Origin of the sequence: Desulfoplanes formicivorans, assembly GCF_001748225.1 — a bacterium.
Taxonomy (GTDB): Bacteria; Desulfobacterota; Desulfovibrionia; order Desulfovibrionales; family Desulfomicrobiaceae; genus Desulfoplanes; species Desulfoplanes formicivorans.
Genome location: NZ_BDFE01000016.1, coordinates 37371 through 56766 on the forward strand (window position 1 = coordinate 37371; position 19396 = coordinate 56766).

Consider the following 19396-nt stretch of genomic DNA (forward strand, 5'->3'; position numbering starts at 1 on the left):
CACGCTTGGTACTTGTCGTTGCCCGATGCAACCTGTCTCAAACCCATTTTCTACAAGTATCATCAGGCAAGGTCAATCTGCCCCCTCTGCCCTCTCCGGAACCCTCCACGCAGGAAAAACCATTCTCGGCCGAGGCTTTCTGCATCGCGTTTTTGCGGAAAGAGGAAGGTCGCCTGAAGGACACCGTTGCCATCACTCTGACATTGCCCATATATCTGCCTGACCTGCACCCGAGTTTGACCTTCCTGCACATGCCATGCATAAATACGGCATGAGTCCATTATCCAATATTTTTCCAAGGAGTTCTCCATGCCCGATTCCGTTCATACCTCAGTAACCCAATCGACTCTGGAAACCCTGAAGCAGACCATGGCTCACGAAGCAGACCAAATAACACCATGGTTCTATGCCAACATGCACCCCTACTACTTCAAGAGCCATACCCGGGAAGAAGTTCTGACCCATCTGCACGGCATTGTGTCCGGACAGGTGACAACCATGAACAGAACACTGACCTTACGAAGTCCCTGCAAGACCAGGGTGACCTACATCAACCCGGGAACAGCCACCAAGGATATGGTGGACATCCTTGAGGGATTGAAAGGAACCAACCTGCAGACAGCGCGCATTTATACCAGTGCCGACAAGGCCATCACCCTGTGCACCTTTCATCAGGCCCCCCAAAAACTGGCCGACCCGGATGATCCAAGCATGCATAAGGCCCTGGCCAAGCTCAAGGAACTTTCCCTGGTGCCTGCCAGCGAAGAAGATTCATTTTCCTCGTTCCTGACCTGCGCCTCCCTGGACTACATCGAAAAGTTCGACCCCCAACGGGCTGCCAGGCATTACGAGATCATCCGCCAGATAAGGGGCACGGAACGGGTTCACGTCACCATGGAACCCCTGCCCAACAACCAGGACCGTATCACTATTGCCATGACCGAGCCCATGCAGGACGGCATGCTCCTTGAAGTGATCAAAATCCTCAACCGAGCCGATGTCCGCATTCACCGGGCCTATGCGGATCTTTTCGATCTCGGCCAGGAAGGCAACGTGGGCATCGTCAGTCTGTATGTGAGCTGTGCCAATGGCGAACCGGCTTCCACGGGACATTGCTCGGCCATACTCAAACAGGAGCTTGCATGGATCAAATGGCTGCAGCCGGGCGACCTGGAACGCTTTGCCGACGATCACGGGTGTACCCTGGCACAGGTCGCACTCATTCAGGCGTCCTGCCTGTTCGTGCATCAGTTTTTGCACCGCAAGGACAAATATGCCTATACGTTGAACCGTATTCGCCAAACCGTTCTCAAGCATCCGGAAGCAACCCGGGCGCTGGTGGACTATTTTGAAGCCAGATTCGATCCCCAGGAAACCCGCAGAAACGACCGGGTCCAAACCGCCCGGGCATCGGCCACCCAGATCCTTGATACCATTCCCCAGGATCTGGAGCAGTCCATCCTCCAATGCATCCTGCAGTTCATGGATCACGTTCTCAAGACCAACTATTACGTGACAAACAGGTTTGGTCTGGGTTTTCGCCTGGACCCGGCCATGCTCAAGGACCTGTTCGAGGGGGAACTTCCCTACGGCATATTCTTTTTTATCGGCCCCCGCTTTCATGGATTCCATGTCAGATACCGGGACATGGCCCGGGGTGGGGTCAGGGTTGTGCGTACCCGAAACAAGGAACATTTCGAACTGGAGAACGCACGCCTGTTCGACGAGGCAACCGCCCTGGCCAGTTCCCAGCAGCTCAAAAACAAGGACATTCCCGAGGGCGGATCCAAGGCGGTACTGCTCCTGGCCCCCAACGGTTCCGTGGATCTGGCGGTCAAGAGCATGACCAACACCCTCCTGGACATGATCATTTCTACCAGGGAGCTCACCTCACCTGACAACGTGGTCGACTATCTGGGACACCATGAAATCATCTATCTCGGCCCCGACGAGAACATTCTCCCCCGACACATCGACTGGATCGTGGAAAGGGCTGAAAAGCGCGGCTATCCATGGGCCCGGGCGTTCATGAGCTCCAAACCGGGTGCCGGGATCAACCACAAAGAATACGGTGTCACCAGTCTCGGAGTAATCGTTTTCATGGAAGAGATTCTGAAAACCCTGGGAATAGATCCGTCCAAGGATGTTTTCAGAGTCAAGATGACGGGCGGACCTGCCGGGGACGTGGCCGGAAACTGCCTGCGTATCCTCCTTGCTAAGTATCCAGAAACAGTACGCATCGTGGCCATGACGGACGGCCACGGGGCCATCTTTGATCCTGAGGGACTTGATCATGAAGAACTCAAGCGGCTGCTTGATCAGGGAGAACGATGCAATGCCTTCTCCCCACACAAACTCCACTCTCCCGAAGGCCTGGTTGTGGACGCCTCAACTCCCGAGGGCGCCAAGATCCGCAACAATCTGCACAATACGGCCCAAGCCGAGGTGTTCATTCCGGCAGGCGGCCGACCCGACACCATCAACGCCAAAAACTGGGGACAATTCCTGCTTCCTGACGGTACCCCCTCGGCCAAGGCCATTGTTGAAGGAGCGAATATTTTCATCTCTCGGGAAGCCCGGGACCACCTCCAGGAAGCCGGAGTCATCTTCCTGCACGGCTCGTCGGCCAACAAAACCGGCGTGATCTGTTCGTCGTATGAAGTTCTGGCAGGACTCATTCTTTCGGCCGATGAATTTCTTGCCATCAAAAAGGAGTACATAGCCCAGGTTTTGACCATCCTTGAACACCGGGCCCGGTCCGAAGCCAGGATGCTGACCAGGGAATTCCGATATTCCGGGGGCAAGACCCCCATGACCGAAATCTCCTTTGCCGCTTCACGCGAGATCAACGAACTCGGTGACATGATCAGCGATATTCTGGCCGAGCATGTCTCGGATCTTCACGGAGATCCCGACCTGTGTGAACTCATCCTGGATTATTGTCCGCCCGTACTGGTTGCAAAATACCGGGATCGAATCATCTCGGACATCCCGGTCCGGCATCAATTCGCCCTGCTCGGAGCCGTGTTCGCATCGTCCATGGTGTACCGCGAAGGCCTGGGCTGGCTCAAGCGGATCAGCAAACTGAGGAACATTCTGGACGTGATCCATGCGGATTTGCAGGAACGCAAACATCTTCGACGCATTGAGAAAATCATTGCCTCCTCGAACCTTGACGACCGGGAGACCATTTTAAACATCGTCAGATCCCGGGGGCAAAGGTATCTGACAACGACGCGACTGGGACTGGAAAACTAGCCAACAATGGAGGGCAGCATGAGTCATGAACACATCAATACGGATGAACGCCTTCTGGAACAGGTGGACCAGGTCAAGCGTCAACGGCGTCAGGCCGGTCTTTCCGGGCTTGTGGGGGGGCTTGAATGCGTCATCATCAACACCGAGGAGAATCGTTTCGAACCAGCAGTCAAGGAACTGCTTCGTTATACGGGCCTTGATTGCAGCCTTGCCTTCCAGGATACGGCACGCAAGGTGGCCGTGCTCCAAAAACAGGGATCTGCGGATTTTCTGATCACGTCGGGCAAACCCGGCGTCAATCCGTTTGCCCCTTTCAATCAAGGGCCCAAGTCAGCGCATCTTCCCAACACCAGACTGGAAACCCTGGTCTTCAGAACCAAGGATCTTGCCGCCTACGTGGACATCCAGAAAAAACGGGGCAAACAGTTCATGACCGAGGAAATCATCAGGGCCCCGCATTTCTCGTTCATCCAATCCCGACCATCCCCCTACACCGGCAATTCCCTGGGATTCATTGAATGGCACACCCAAGAACGCAATTACATGGGCACCAAGGCCCGTTCCCTAGACATCTCCTTTGCCAAACCCGATCTGCCCCACCTGGCGCATATCGGCCGTCTCGACCATTGCGCCACCCGGGTGAGGGCCGAAGAACGCGACAAGGCCATTCTGGAATTCATGGACATGACCGAATATGATTTCGAATTCGCCATATACGTCGAATCCCTCAATTCCATCACCAACGTGGCCCGACTGCGTCTCGGAGAATTTGCCATGGTCTTTACCTCGGGCATTGCGCCATTCACGGATGTAGACCATTCCGGACCAACCGAACTGTATATCCACAACTACGGTACCCGGGTTCACCACATGGCCTTTGAAACCGATCACATTGAAACAACCTTCCAGGCACTCAAAAAGGACGGCATGGGATTTCTGGTGGATCTGGTCGGGTCACCGGATCAGGGCCTCAAACAGACCTTTTCGGCCATGTCACCCAACACGTTGCTGGTGAACGAATATATTCACAGATACGGCGATTTCACCGGATTCTTCACCAAGAGCAATGTCACCATGCTGACCAAGGCTACGGAAAAGCAATGACAGACTGAACACGTTTTGGATCTTGCCGGCATGGGACCGTGGCGCTCTGGAGGGGATGAGGCATGCATGGACGCCTCCAGAAACGACAAAGGCGTATCACCGCCTCCGTCCCTGCCCGGCAAGCACGCAAACACGCGCGGCTTGGGAAGAGTATTCCCGGGCCGCGCGTTCACGTTCAGGCAAACAACTAGGTGAAGGCCCTGCCATGGCGAATATTCAGATCATGCTTCTTGAACAGTTCATAAAGGCGGGCCCTGGAAAGTCCTGAAATGGAGCAGGCCTTGCTGACATTGCCACAGGAAACCCTGGCAAGGGCACTCAGGTAGGAAACTTCAAGGGTGGAAATCGTTTTGTTGCGGACCTCTTTAAGGGTAGGCAGGTTTTCCGGTTCCAGCTCCGGAATATAGATCTGGGGATCGGTCACATCCAGCTCCTTCTCCAAGGGGCTGTGGCCGCCGTTACCGGAAAAGGAAGACTTGGCCACGGCCACCCGAATGTCAAGGGGAAGGTGGTGAGGGTAGATTATCTTTTCATTCAACGCGTTATCAATGCAGGCATACACCGTATTGACCAGCTCACGCACGTTTCCCGGCCAGGTATAGCGACAGAGAACACGCATCAATTCCCTTGAAACCGATTTCAGGGCAATGCCGTACTCATTGCAGATCTCTTCCATGTAATGCCGGGTCAATACAGGGATGTCCTCCTTGCGTTCCCGCAAGGGATGCAAATGCAAATTATGGGCGTTCAGACGATAATACAAATCCTTGCGAAAGACACCATCCTCGACCATTTTCCGCAGGTTCTGATTGGTTGCGGCTATGACCCTGAAACTGCTCGAAACCTCGACATTGGCGCCCACAGGACGAAATCGCCCTTCCTGCAACACCCGAAGCATGGATTTTTGAAGGGGGGAAGCGAGCTCGGCTACTTCATCGAGAAAAATCGTTCCTCCATCGGCATTCTTGAACAATCCGATTTTCGATTCATGAGCCCCGGTAAAAGCGCCCTTGACATGACCAAAAAGCAGTGACTCCCGCAGTTCCCTGGGCAAATTCGTGCAGTCAACAACAACCATGCGCCCGTCCCTGCGATCGCTGTTGTCGTGAATGGCCCGCGCAAAAAGTTCTTTCCCGGTTCCTGTTTCACCGGTTATGAGCACGTTCCCCTTGCTGCGTGCCGCTCTGGCAAGCTGTTCCAGCGAAGCAATAAGTTGTCTGCTCGTACCGATTATCTTGTCCCTTCGCACGGTCTTGTGACTGAGAAATTCCTTTTTCTTGTTCCTGTATTCCAGAGAACGCTTCAAGATTGTCCGCAACGTTGTCATGGCAATGGGTTTTTCAATATAGTCCCAGGCCCCGTTGCGCAGTGCCAACTCGGCACCATCCCCATCACCATATTCCGTAATGATGACCACTTCCGGAGAGGAAGGTGCCATCTGGAAATGTCTGATCGCCTCCAATCCGTTGCCATCAGGCAAAATCACATCCAACAAAACAAGATCATACGGATGGGCAAAGACCTCCTTTATACCTTCGGCAAGAGACCTTGTGCCCACATGACGTTGTCCCATGTGGGTCAATACGCGACCGAGTGCGTTCAAAAATTCAGGATCATCATCCACAATGAGTAAACGAGGCATATAACGACAATGTTGTGTTGAGGGGTTGGTATGATGGCCCCGTGAAGCCGTGCTTCACGCTACGCCTGCCTGGATGCCTTCACAATGCTCTTTAAAAGCATAAAACATACCACAACCCATCCAAGATTATCTGACTTGTCGTTCATTTGAACCTGTTTTGTGCACCATTCTATTCACTTACAGAACATGTGCACCATCTGTGGCAAGGTGTTCCACACGGCGACACAACAGGATGTCATGCGGTATGACAACACCCGATCTCATCAATGCGATAAAATCAGGTACGTTCCTTGCTCTCACATACATTATCTACTATAGTTTGCATCATCTTTTATGCGCGGTTCGATGCGAATTTTTCCGGACCATTCTTGTACCGTTTGCATGACAATGTTGCTGTCAGGATGTAACAGAGTCCAAAACCATGCATGTCCTTTCACCCTCAGAACACAAGGAGTTGTCACCATGTTCGTCCTTCGCCCGCTTCTCGCCAGTCTCTTCATTTGTCTGTTCTGCCTGCCCGTGCACGGCATGGCCCAGACCCTGCCAACCTTTGTACTCGGTCCCGAAGATGTTCTGGATATCTCCGTATGGAGGGATGAAACCCTCAGCAGAAAGGTCATGATCATGCCCGACGGCAAATTCTCCTTTCCCCTTATCGGCGATATCCAGGCCAGCGGCCACACGGTAAGCGAAGTCCGGGACATGATTCAGGAAAAAATCAAAAAATTCGTCCCTGATGCACCCGTGAGCGTGGTCATGGATGAAATCAAAAGTCCCAAGGTGTACATTGTGGGCAAGGTCAACAAGCAGGGCACCTTTGTCATGGAAGGAACACCCTTGAGCGTTGTGCAGCTCATTGCTCTTTCGGGTGGGCTGACTCCTTTTGCCGAAGGAGACGACATCCACGTGCTGAGGGAAGTCAACGGCAAACAAACCGCCATTCCCGTGGATTATGAAAAAATCATCCAAGGCAAGGACCTTGAGTCCAATATCGTTCTCAAACCCGGTGATACCGTGGTTGTTCCCTGATGCACCAGGAAGAGGCCCAGACCGTGTTGCATGGACAAACAACACCTTTGTCCATGCAACACGGTAAATAACAGGACAACAACCAATAATTCAATTACCGCATCACAAAAAGCATGTCTGATTGATGTGCTGTACATACAACAAGAATATTTCAAACCTTAAAATCTATACTTTTTTACAGGCAGTTATTCGACCAATGCAATTCATTTGCAAATATCGTTAAAAAAAGGTTTTGCCATGAAAAATAAAATTGCACTCTACCTATTTGTTATTGCAGGCATTCAGCTTCTTTCCAATCCTTCATTTGCTCTTAAATATAAACTTGTGCCCTCTATAGGAGTAAAAGAAACGTATGACACAAAAGTTGGATACACGGATGAAGACGATTTCATCCATTCAATCATTTCAGGACTTGTCTATGATGCTGAAACAATGACTTCAAAAGTTCATTTCAGCGGCATTCTCGATTATTCATGGTATAACAAAGAAAGTGAATATGATGGTTTTGACCAGACATACGATCTCAACCTTTTTCATGATTTTTCTGAACGTTTTTCATTCGGAATGAGAAACAATTTTATTTATGATGCCAATTCAAAACGTTCTTTTGAAGAAACAGGTGAAGATCTTCATAGTGTGGACCGCATCATGTATGGTGTATCCCCCTATTTCACCTTTGATATTGATGAGCGCACCAGGTCACGCATAAGCTACAAAGTGAAAGGGTCCGACTACCAGGGATACAGCCATGATGACACCTATAGTGACAGCATGGTCCACAGCTTTGGGGCCAGTGTTGAACGTGATCTGACGGAATTGTTTACCATGGGCATTGCTGCCAGTGCGGACCTCCGCTCCTATGAAAAGGAGGAAGGGGAAAATCATTACGACCATTACAAGCTTTCCCTTTTGAGCAAATACCGCTTTTCGGAACGAACCAAACTCAGGTTCAGTGTCTCCACAGATCAGTTTTATGAAAACGAGGTCAATGACGACAGTGATACGACCCGATCCGTCAATGTGTCTGCCGGAGCGAACTACGCGGTCAACGAGCATTGCGGCCTTGATGTGTTCATTGGCACGGGCGACCAGACCACTTTTGATGAAAGCGGCACCCTGGGATTTGATCTGACCTGGAAGGAAGAAACCTGGAATGTTGCCGGAGGATACAAAAAGGATGTCACGTCCGGGGCACGCGGGTATGACCTGAATCGTGACCGGGTCCACCTTACAGCCGAATATCTTGCAAGTGAACGTTTGCTGTATGGCGTTCAAGGCGTCTATGTCTACTCTGATCAGACAGACACGGATGACAATGACGATGAAAGGTACACCTATTATGGCATGGAACCATATTTGCAGTATGAAATAATCAAAAATTCCTTCATAAAAGCAGGATACAGTTATGGTGTCTATACGGACAGGGATGCTGATCGCGACATAACCAGAAACAAGGTCTACGTCATGTACACAATGACCTTTCCGTATGAGAAATAAATCACGTCAACTGAATTTCAATACAAAAATGGTGATGCCATGCAGGATAACATGCACAGTTTCAAAAAAGTTTTTAAAAGAAGAAAGTGGTACTTTATCATTCCCCTATGCAGCATCATCATTATTTCCATCTTCATAGCCTTTGTCATTCCACCCAAATACACATCAAAGGCAACCATTCTTATTGAAACGCAAGTGGTTCCTGAAGATCTTGTCCGGTCCACCATCACGGGGCTCATTGAAGCACGACTGCACAGTCTGTCCCAACGTGTTCTCAGTGTTCCCAATCTGTCCAAAATCATTGACCAATATGGATTGTACGAAAACATTCGTGCGAACCATACCAATCAGGAACTGGTGGAAAAACTTCGTCAAAGCATCGAGTTGACCCCCATTACCACCCAGTGGGGCAAGAGAAGTGACCAGCTTGCCACCACGGCCTTTGAAATCGGATTCACTGGGCGTGATCCCCAAACGGTTGCCAAGGTCACCAGCAAGCTGACCTCGATATTTCTCGAAGCCAACGTGCATGACAGGGAGGCCAAGGCCCAGACAACAGTGGACTTTCTAACCAAGCAACAGCAATCCCTGCGCATGGAAATAGCGGAAAAGGAACAAGCCATTGCCGCTTTCAAAAACAAGCATCCATCTGAACTGCCCGAAATGATTCAAAGTAATCGCAACACCATGGAAAGACTGGCGCAGCAGATCGAACTCAAGGAGAGTGAACTGCGACGGATCACGGACCACAAGGCTCTTCTTGAGGGGCAGTTGGCAACCATTGATCCCTACATCTTTGACAATGCATCAGACACGGATGTTGCAACGCTCAAGCGTCGTTATACAGCGCTCAAGGCGACCCTTTCAGAGAACCATCCCGATATGCTCATCCTCAAAAACAAGATTGCCGCCCTGGAGCATGACTCAACAGGGTACGACAACCGGCCCGACCTCCAGGCAGAATTGCAGGAATTGCAGGCTCAAAAGGTCATCCTGGAAAAACAGTATTCCAGCCTGCACCCCGATCTGATCGCCCTGAACAAAAAGATCAAGACACTCAAGGAGCAACTGGCCCTTCCTCAGGAATCCGTTACCCCGTCACAAGCACCCAAACTCCGGCCCAACAACCCGGTGTATCTGAACACGGCCCACCAAATTCAGAAAATCGCCATTGATATCAGGGAAACCAAAAAAGATCTCCGGGACCTGAAAAAAAATTATGCGCTGTACGCCAAACGAGTGGAAAACACCCCCAGGATCGAACAGGAATACAAAGCGCTCATGCGGGGTTATGCCAACGCGCAACAACAATTCGAGACCATTTCGGCACGACTCATGGTCGCCCAACAGGCTCTCATGCTTGAAGAGGACCGGATGGCCGAAAAAATGACCATCATTTCTCCTCCTTTTGTTCCGGAAAAGCCTTCAAGCCCCAACAGGCTGGCGATTCTGTTCCTGGGATGCGCCCTGGCCTTTGCAGGGGGACTGGCCATGGTGGCCGTGGCGGAAAACCTTGATCACAGCGTGCATGATGCCCACGAGCTTGCGGAACTGGCTGGTCAGCCTGTCATGGCCGTCATTCCCGTAATAGCCACCTCACGGGAAAAGATGTTCAGGAAAATGAAGATGTTTGCGATCCCATCGGGAATCATCCTGACTGTTGTTGCCGGCCTGCTTGTCGTCCACCTGTTCTATCGGCCCCTCAATGTGCTCTGGATCCAGTTGAGTCACAAGTTCAATATCATGTTCTAGAAGGCGATGGTATGAGGTTCGTATCGCCGTTTCCACCATGCCGGTACACATTGCGCCCGCCTGCAACGCCTGCGCGCCGCATTGCAAAGAAGACAGGAAGCGATTGGCACCCGTAGCACCTCGTAACCCGAAGCCTCAAACCGTCGCACAAACAGGCTGCGCAGGCCCAGCATTTGAGAACAAGATCCGTACCTTCAACCCCCGAGATACCCATGAGCAAAATCGCAAAGGCCCTTGAAAAAGCCCACCAGAATCAGACATCATCCGAATTTCTCAACGCTTCGGCGTACCAGGACAAGGCCCCTTCCATTCAACAAAAACCCATTGTCTATACGAAGACCCGAATCCATTCCCTGTCATCACGTGATCTGGAAAAATTCAGGATCATGACCGCCATTGAGGACCCGGACATCACGGATTATTATAGTCTGCTTCGTACGCAGGTCATGTCGCGAACCCGGGGACGCAATCAGAATGCGCTCATGGTCACCAGTTCCATACCTCGCGAAGGCAAAACCACAACGGCCATCAACCTGGCATTGAGCATTGCCCGCCATGCCGTGCAGACCTCCCTGCTCGTGGATATGGATCTTCGCAATCCGGACATCAGCACCTATCTGGGGCTTGATCAACGCCATGGACTTACCGACTACCTGATCAACGACATCTCACTGGACACCCTTCTGGTTCACCCCGAGGGCATGGAAAACATCGTTGTCCTGCCGGCAGGAAAACGCAGCAGGGAATCCACGGAACTGCTCAGCGCGCCGAAAATGAACTCATTGGTGCATGAGCTCAAGACAAGATATACCGACCGGTACGTCATTTTCGATTGTCCTTCACTGGTGAACAACCCCGATGCCCTCCTCTTTTCATCGTACGTAGACGCGATCATTCTTGTGGTGGAAGAGGGAAACGCCTCCAAGGACAAAATCAAAAAGGCCCTGGAAATGCTCAATGGGAAGGACGTTGTCGGCCTGGTCATGAACAAGGCTTCCTAGCCTTGGGGACTGCACATGTATAAGGATTTCTACGGGCTCACCGCCAAACCTTTCAGTATCGTTCCCAATCCGGACTGTCTGTACATGACGTCAAAACATCAGTTGGCGCTCACGTATCTCCAGTATGGCATTTCGGAAAATCTGGGATTCATCCTGCTTACCGGTGAGATTGGAACGGGCAAGACCACCCTTATCCGGCACATCCTCCGTCAAATCGACATGAACATGGAAGTGGCGGTCATTTTCAACACCCAGATATCGGGCAATCAGCTCATCGAAATGATTCTGTCGGAATTCGAGCTGCCCCATGAAGCGAATGACAAATCCAAAAATCTTGATATACTGAATGATTTTCTCATCGAGAAATACGCACAAAACCGCAAGGTTGTCATTGTCATTGATGAGGCCCAAAATCTTTCCATGGAAGTCCTTGAAGAGGTTCGCATGCTCTCCAACCTGCAAAGCGAATCCAACATGCTCTTGCAGATCATGCTTGTGGGCCAACCCGAGCTCAAGGCAAAAATCAAGCGTCCCGAACTAGCCCAACTGACCCAGCGCATTGCCGTCAACTATCATCTTGGTCCCCTTTCTCGCGAGGAAGTGGGCAACTACATTGCCTTCAGGCTTGACAAGGCCGGCGGCAACCCCAACCTGTTCACCCCTCAAGCCGTTGATCTGATTCACGAATTTTCCGGGGGCATTCCCCGCGCCATCAATCTTCTTTGTGACGCAGCCCTGGTCTACGGATTTGCCGATGAACTGACTTCCATTGAACCCGCGATCATTGAACAGGTAGCTGCGGACAAGCAGGGAATAGGGATCAATTCTGTTGCCACCCCTGGCGAACCAGCCCCCCCGAATTCTCTTGCCAAAGACCAGGATGCCAGCGCATTGCTGCAGCGCATAGCCACTCTAGAACGAACAGTGGAAAAACTTTCCCTGCAGGTGCAATGGCAAATGCAGGAGCTGGAGAACAGGGCAACCTCTTTTCAGGACAAACTGATAACCACCCTCAAGGAACAATTGAAGCTGGAACGGGAAAAGGCTGATGCGTCTCAAATCCAGTACACCAGAATCAAGGAAACCTATCTGGCCCTGAAACGCACGATCCAGGCATCCCGAAAACAGGATACCCAACCGACCCCTGTGATACAGGCATCACTGGACAAGCCCAGCCCTGTGAGCCTGCCCCACCATGACCCGGCACCTCCCGACGACCCTGAAGACGACAACCGACCTCACAAACCCGCTGTCTGGAAACTGAGCATGAGCTGTGCCAGCCTTTTTGTCATCATCCTTGCCGGTATTGTTCTGTATCGAACCTGCTGACACCTTCCTTTTGATCACCGATGTCTCGGCCATGATCGGTGCGTGATCCCGAACTTCTTGATCTTGTAATTGAGGGCCCGCGGACTCACCCCCAGCCGCTCGGCTGCCTTTTTCTGAACCCACCCGTTTTGCTCAAGGGCATCAAGAATAACCTCCCGCTCCAAATCCTTGAGCGTGGGGACAGATTCCTGCTGTTTAACGTCGGCACTGGAGTGCTGCATCCTCGTGACCCCAAGGGCATTTTTTTCCGAAAGTACGATATTTTGCATACGAATATGATCCGTATCCTCCAAAATGGCCGCGCGTTCGATCACATTCTTCAACTGGCGCAGATTCCCGGGCCAGGGATAGGCAAGAAAGGCATCCAGAACATCAGGAGCAAATCCAACAATCTTTTTTTTCAAGTCGCGCACTATCTTGTCCAGCATGTATTGGGCAAGAGGAACAATACAATCCTTTCTCTCCCGCAGGGGCGGCAGATGGATGCGCAAAACATTCAACCTGTAATACAAGTCCTGGCGAAAGGAACCATGGTGTATCAAATCTTCCAACTCACGGTTGGTTGCTGCTATGATCCTGACATCCGAAACAATGGTTCGGTTCCCCCCGAGACGTTCAAAACTTTTCTCCTCAAGCACACGAAGCAGCTTGGCTTGCAACGAGGGAACCATTTCCCCAATTTCGTCCAGAAAAACTGTACCCCCGTTTCCCTGCTCCAGCCGCCCAACGCGCACCTTGTCAGCTCCGGTAAATGCTCCGCGTTCATGACCGAACAATTCGCTTTCCAGCAACGTTTCCGGGATGTTGGCACAATTGATGGTAATGAATGACTTGGTCCGGCGCCCGCTGTTGAAATGCACCAAACCAGACAAAAAACTTTTGCCGGTTCCGGTTTCCCCGGTCATGAGAATGGTTGCGTCTGTTGCGGCAAATTTTTTAAGGGTGGCCATCACCTCGCGCATGACCGCGCTTTCAGCAATTATCTTATTGAAATCGTATACAAATCCCTGGTCATGCCTTAAATAGTCAATCTCGTCTCGAAGCTGACGGTGCTCAATGGCCCTGGAAAACACCAATCTGATTTTTTCACCCGAGGTGGGCAGGACAATGCAATCAAAGACACCTTTCTTCACGGCATTGACAATGGTTTCTGCCTCCAGGTGAGTACCAAAAATGATCACAGGGGTATGGACCAACTGGGATTGAACCTCCTGCAGGATCTTCTGGTCCTCAGCATGCTGCTCGTCAAAACAAATGAGAACAATATCATAGCCTCGGTTTTTCAAGGCCTTGAAGCAGGCATCAACCGATTCCGGATAATCCAGTTCATGATCCTTGCCTGCATGCTGACGCAAAAAGGATTCATGACGCTGTAATGGATCTATGACTAGAATTCTTCCCATCACTCCTCACTCGTTATGTGTCCTGTTTCACCCCCCACTCACCCATCTTCTGCCCTTTCCAGATATGATGACTGTGAACAAAAACTAGGCAGACCATGGCATGGTCATCCGGGTGTTCGGTGCACAACAGGTTGTTAACGACCATGATTGCTGACAAATGCTATCATGCTCTTGCAGACTGGTACATCAAGCAAAACATAAAAAAACCATGAAACAGCGTATTTTTCAAACTCATTGAAAACGTCATCTTTCCCTCTTGTAATCCATGCAATTATCGGGCGCATGCGTCTTTTTTTCCTGTTCGCTCAGCATGCCACAAATCACTGGATGCAGCTCATGACCGAGGGACAACAGAGGATACGGCCAGCTTATTCCCGAATTTCCCATAACACGCTCGCGGGGAACATCCAGTCCATGCTGCGGCACTATCTGAGCACGTCTGAAACATACTTCGGATACAGGCATACAGACAAGAATTTCATCAAAAACAAAATCATTTCAATATGTTCTTCACAATGATTGCCGAACATGGCTGCTGCAACCAAGGATTTACCGATTGTCTTACATATTAGTAAGCGATTATGGTAATAGTTCCCCCGACTTTTCCATGATGTCTTATTGGGACGATGCGGGACGCATGAAAAAACCCTTCATGGTTACAGTCAATTATCCTACAAAAAGCCGACAAAAAAAGTCTAACCGGTCCGGTTGGACCACGGCTTGCTTATGCCTCCCCCAGACAAAGGCAAACCATTTGAAAAAATGGGACGCAAAGCTACCGCCTACGTTCATCATGAACAAGGCAGTGGGGCTGCCGGGGATGGTCAGACAAACGATGACACGCTGCATCTCCCGGTGCAACCATCATGAGGAGGAGGCAGCCATGCCATTACAACGAACACCCAGCCTGATCTTGATTTGTTTTCTAGCCGTTTTTGTTGTTCATGCAATGCCCGCACGAGCAACCGCGGTAACCATTAGCTGGAACGCCAATAGCGATAAGAACCTGAATGGTTATCGCGTTCATTACGGAACCAAAAGCCGTGACTATCAATACATCGAAGATGTTGGCAACATCACCAGATACGTTACGGACGACCTTCAGGAAGGAGAAACCTATTTTTTTGCGGCCACGGCCTATGACCTCTATGGAAATGAAAGTGATTATTCCCAAGAGGTCAGCTATACGGTGCCCACGACAGATACCCCGACACCTGATCCGGAGCCGGTCTCCCAGGGCCGGTTACGCATGGAAACCGGTGAGGTGGACGTGGATCACAACTGGACCACCGTGGAACTGAGCCAGACCTTTTCCGATCCCATAGTCATTGCCAACCTCATGGGCTTTGTGGGAAGCGATCCTTCGGTCATCCGCATACGCAATGTCAGCCCCTCGGGATTTCAGATTCGCGTTCAGGAATGGGATTACCTCGACGGTATCCACAAAACGGAAACCATCGGGTTTGTAGTGGTGGAACGTGGTCTCCATACCCTTGATGACGGAACCATGATTCGGGCCGACAGTTTCAGAACCAACCGGACAACTTCCTTTGAAAACGTCCAATTCGGCACTGAATTTTCCACGGTTCCCGTGGTGGTCACCAGCATTGCCACGGTTGAAGATGAGGCAGGTGTAGCCGGAAGAATGAAAAACATTTCCACCAAGGGATTCCAGTACAAGATGCAGGAAGAAGAAAATGCTGACCAGGTGCATGCTGCGGAAACCGTCATGTACATTGCCTGGGAAGAATCCCAGGGGCAATGCGGTGATATTGCCTTTGAGGTCAAAAATTCACATCAATTGTTTGGCAATGGGTTTCAGACCCAATATCTGGACACCCAATTCACATCATCTCCCGTGTTTGTAGCCGAGATGCAGACCTGTTCTGGAAGCAACCCTTCTACATTGAGATATACCGACAAAACCATCAACAGAATCGATATCCAAGTCGTTGAAGAACAATCCAAAGACAGCGAAATGGATCATTACAACGAATGTATCGGCTATCTGGCCTTTACCGCTGGTTCTGCCACCATTCAGGACTCTGACAATGGCGGCCAGGAACCCTCTGATCCCCCGACCGATCCGGATGACTCCCAGCAGGAGCCCGGCACTGCCATGAATATTGAATTGGGTGAGGTCTCCGTGGATCATGAATGGACAACCATCACATTTGACAAGACCTACACTGATCCCGTTGTTATTGCCTCTGGCATATCCTATGCTGGCTATCACCCTTCGGTCATCAGAATCCGAAACCTCACAACACGTGGTTGCGAAATCATGGTTCAGGAATGGGATTATCTGGATGGCACTCACACGACCGAAACCATTGGATATATCGTCGCAGAAAAGGGAACCCACGTGCTTGCCGATGGAACCATGATCAGTGCGGGAAGCACCCAGGTTCGGGTCACCAACGCATTTGTCCCCGTTACCTTTGACAAAGCCCTGACAACCGCACCCGTTGTGCTTACGTGTATTACATCAACGAACGACAATGCGGCTGTTATCACACGGATGCAGAACATTACGGCAACAGGATTTGAAACAAGCATCCAGGAACAGGAAAAGAGCGATCAAAACCATGGCACGGAAACCGTTTCCTACATCGCGTGGGAGCCTTCCGCTGGCGTTATTGACCAGCAGGCATTCCAGGTAGGAACGACAGGATCTGCCATTGACAGCGCCTTTTCCACCGTTACCTTTGATGCCCCCTTTGACCGCACTCCGGCCCTTATGGCTGCCATGCAGACCATGCATGGCGACAATCCGTCCGGTGTGCGTTACGACAAGCTCACAACCAAAACCGTGAAAATGATGATTGAGGAAGAACAGTCAGCAGATACGGAAATGGATCACCTTGATGAAAATGTCGGGTATATCGTCTTTGAAAAATAGACATTGATCCCTGCTTGTTATGATCAACGGGTCCTTTGGGTATGTTTCCCAGGGGACCCGTTTTTTTATACGGCTTTTCAAGCCATGAGATGCAAAAAAGTTGCTCAAAGCCCCTTCATACTCTACCCTTAGCAAAAGCCTGGAACGTGGGGATGGTTGCTGTTACAATCTTCCACCCGTGACCATTGAAGGAGGCGCCCTATGCAGGAAGCCGTGCTCTATGAACAGTACAACGCCGACACGATCCGTTGTGGTCTCTGTGCCCACCGATGCGTTATCCGAAACAGGCATCGGGGGTTGTGCGGAGTCCGGGAAAACCGGGACGGCAAACTCGTTTCCCTGGTTTACGGAACAATCATTGCCGAACATGTTGATCCTGTTGAAAAAAAACCTCTTTTCCACTACCTTCCCGGCTCCACGACCTTTTCCATTGGAACCGTGGGATGCAATTTCCACTGTACCCATTGTCAAAATGCGGATATTTCCCAATTTCCCCAGGAACATGGCGGGTCCATCGTGGGACAGAAGCGCACCCCCCAGGAGATCGTAGACCAGGCTCGGGCCCATGGATGTGCATCCATAGCCTACACCTACAACGAACCAACCGTGTTCATGGAATTTGCCCACGACACGGCCAAACAGGCTGCCCAACACGGCATCGGCAATATTTTTGTGAGCAATGGGTACATGACCCGCGAGGCAGCCGAATATATTGCCCCGTATCTTGATGCCATCAACATCGACATCAAGGGATTTTCGCAATCTTTTTACAAAGACGTGTGCAAAGCCAGCCTTGAACCGGTTCTGGATACGGTCAGAACCATGCATGAAGCTGGTGTCTGGGTGGAAGTGACCACGTTAATCATTCCCGGGCATAACGACAGCGACCAGGAACTGGAACGCATTGCGGATTTCATTGTTTCCGTGGACCCTCATATTCCCTGGCATGTGACCCGGTTTCATCCGACCTATCTGATGACCGATGTTCCTCCAACACCCATCACGACCCTTCGCAAAGCACGGCAAATCGGCCTTTCCAGGGGGCTTGCCCATGTTTATGAAGGCAATATTCCAGGTACCGGGGATGAAAACACGTACTGCCCGGATTGCGGGGCCTTGTGTGTGGAACGTTACGGTTTCGGGATCAGGACCAATGAGCTTGTCCATGGCAGATGTCCCCAATGCCATGCCAGACTGCACGGTATTTTCGTCTGATCAGGCAAACAGTCGGGATGCATGGGCCAGGGATGGCCTTTGGGGATAAAAAAGGCTTGTTTACCAGCCAAAAAATAACTATCCGTGCCATGTTCATCAATTTTATCCACGGAGCCTGTCATGCATGAACTGTCCATAGCCGAAGGGTTGCTCGACATCATCAAGGAAGAGATGGCCAAGAACAACGTGACCAAGCTGTTGTCCATCAAGATCGTTCACGGTCAGATGGCTTCCGTGGTCCCCGAGGCCCTGGACATGGCATTCAAGGCCTTGACCGTGGATACCCCCATGGAGGGGGTCCGGCTGGAAATGGAAGAGATTCCCACCAGGGTCAGATGCTGCCAATGCAAATTGGAATTCTCCCCTGTTGAGGATGATATCTACCTGATGACCTGTCCCCAATGCGGGGCGGAATTGGGCCATGAAATCCTCAGCGGAAAAGAATTGTATATTGAAAGTATTGAGGCCGAATAAACCGGATCAGGCGCACCCAGCCCGGGAAATTCATTCCGGTTCATTGAAACCGGTCCGGCCTGATCATCCCACGTTGTCCGCACAAGACCAGCAAGGAGAGAAGCTACATGGAAATACCCGTTATCAGAAACATCCTCGAAGCCAATGACCGCATCTCCGAACAATTGAGAAACATGTTTCGGCAGATGCACATCCTCACCCTCAATCTCATGAGCTCCCCGGGATCGGGCAAGACCACTCTTCTTGAAAGAACCCTCACCGACCTCAAGGAAGAATTCACCATGGCGGTCATCGAAGGTGACGTCATGACTTCCAACGACGCCAAACGGGTTGCGGCAACAGGAGCCCAGGCCCTGCAGATCAATACCGATGGCGGGTGTCATCTGGACAGTTCCATGGTGCTGCAGGCCTGCAATCAGATGCAACTTGACGATACGGACATCTTGTTCGTGGAAAATGTGGGCAATCTGGTCTGTCCGGCGGAATTCGAAGTGGGAGAGGATTACAAGGTAACCATCCTGAGCGTCACCGAAGGGGATGATAAGCCTGAAAAATATCCCCTCATGTTTGCCGAATCCAAGGTCATGATCCTGAACAAGATTGATCTGCTCCCCTATGTGGATTTCAGCCTGGAGCGGGCCACCCGCTTTGCCAGCCAGCTGAACAAGGATATCAAGGTATTTCCGGTTTCCGCACGCACCGGCGAAGGCATGGATGCCTGGTATGAGTGGCTTCGTCAGGAAGTGGCGACCAAAAAAGCCTAACATCTACCCGGAAACGGGCTCCAATT

The 19396-nt window shown here is 51.0% G+C and carries 13 protein-coding genes and 1 riboswitch; of the genes, 11 read left to right on the plus strand and 2 right to left on the minus strand.

The window, feature by feature from the left end; genetic code table 11:
* Positions 1–309 precede the first annotated feature (309 nt).
* The gene (locus DPF_RS08165; protein WP_069858928.1) at positions 310–3258 is read left to right on the plus strand and encodes an NAD-glutamate dehydrogenase domain-containing protein; all 2949 of its coding nucleotides are present in this window, start codon (positions 310–312) and stop codon (positions 3256–3258) included.
* A gap of 18 nt (positions 3259–3276) precedes the next feature.
* Positions 3277–4362: a VOC family protein gene (locus DPF_RS08170; protein ID WP_069858930.1), complete on the plus strand. Its 1086-nt coding sequence runs from the start codon at positions 3277–3279 to the stop codon at positions 4360–4362.
* 187 nt (positions 4363–4549) lie between these two features.
* Here the strand turns inward: DPF_RS08170 and DPF_RS08175 are convergent, their stop codons facing one another.
* A complete protein-coding gene (locus DPF_RS08175; protein ID WP_069858932.1) occupies positions 4550–6004 on the minus strand; it encodes a sigma-54-dependent transcriptional regulator in 1455 nt (484 codons plus the stop codon).
* Positions 6005–6466: 462 nt separating this feature from the next.
* On the opposite strand from DPF_RS08175, the gene DPF_RS08180 reads away from it, so the two are divergent.
* From DPF_RS08180 to DPF_RS08200, 5 genes are all read left to right on the plus strand, one after another.
* Positions 6467–7033, plus strand: coding sequence for a polysaccharide biosynthesis/export family protein (locus tag DPF_RS08180; protein ID WP_069858934.1), 567 nt, complete (start codon positions 6467–6469; stop codon positions 7031–7033).
* 648 nt (positions 7034–7681) lie between these two features.
* Positions 7682–8530 (plus strand): hypothetical protein, encoded by an 849-nt coding sequence (locus DPF_RS08185; protein ID WP_141721094.1) that lies wholly within the window; start codon positions 7682–7684, stop codon positions 8528–8530.
* A 51-nt stretch (positions 8531–8581) separates the two neighbouring features.
* On the plus strand, positions 8582–10282 hold the full coding sequence (locus tag DPF_RS08190) for a GumC family protein (RefSeq protein ID WP_141721095.1): 1701 nt from the start codon (positions 8582–8584) through the stop codon (positions 10280–10282).
* 212 nt (positions 10283–10494) lie between these two features.
* Complete coding sequence (locus DPF_RS08195; protein ID WP_069858940.1) at positions 10495–11283, plus strand: polysaccharide biosynthesis tyrosine autokinase; 789 nt, start codon at positions 10495–10497, stop codon at positions 11281–11283.
* Positions 11284–11298: 15 nt separating this feature from the next.
* Complete coding sequence (locus tag DPF_RS08200) at positions 11299–12612, plus strand: XrtA/PEP-CTERM system-associated ATPase (RefSeq protein ID WP_069858942.1); 1314 nt, start codon at positions 11299–11301, stop codon at positions 12610–12612.
* Positions 12613–12626: 14 nt separating this feature from the next.
* On the opposite strand, the gene DPF_RS08205 is transcribed toward DPF_RS08200, so the two are convergent.
* Entirely contained in the window at positions 12627–14015 is a 1389-nt protein-coding gene (locus tag DPF_RS08205; protein WP_069858944.1) for a sigma-54-dependent transcriptional regulator, read from the minus strand.
* A gap of 734 nt (positions 14016–14749) precedes the next feature.
* Positions 14750–14834, plus strand: a riboswitch (cyclic di-GMP riboswitch).
* Positions 14835–14898: 64 nt separating this feature from the next.
* Between DPF_RS08205 and DPF_RS08210 the strand changes: the two genes are divergently transcribed.
* From DPF_RS08210 to hypB, 4 genes are all read left to right on the plus strand, one after another.
* The gene (locus DPF_RS08210; RefSeq protein ID WP_176724209.1) at positions 14899–16917 is read left to right on the plus strand and encodes a fibronectin type III domain-containing protein; all 2019 of its coding nucleotides are present in this window, start codon (positions 14899–14901) and stop codon (positions 16915–16917) included.
* Between the two features lie 201 nt (positions 16918–17118).
* The gene (gene amrS / locus DPF_RS08215) at positions 17119–18132 is read left to right on the plus strand and encodes an AmmeMemoRadiSam system radical SAM enzyme (protein ID WP_069858948.1); all 1014 of its coding nucleotides are present in this window, start codon (positions 17119–17121) and stop codon (positions 18130–18132) included.
* A gap of 120 nt (positions 18133–18252) precedes the next feature.
* On the plus strand, positions 18253–18606 hold the full coding sequence (locus DPF_RS08220) for a hydrogenase maturation nickel metallochaperone HypA/HybF (protein WP_069858950.1): 354 nt from the start codon (positions 18253–18255) through the stop codon (positions 18604–18606).
* A 107-nt stretch (positions 18607–18713) separates the two neighbouring features.
* Positions 18714–19370: a hydrogenase nickel incorporation protein HypB gene (gene hypB / locus DPF_RS08225; protein WP_069858952.1), complete on the plus strand. Its 657-nt coding sequence runs from the start codon at positions 18714–18716 to the stop codon at positions 19368–19370.
* Positions 19371–19396: the final 26 nt, after the last annotated feature.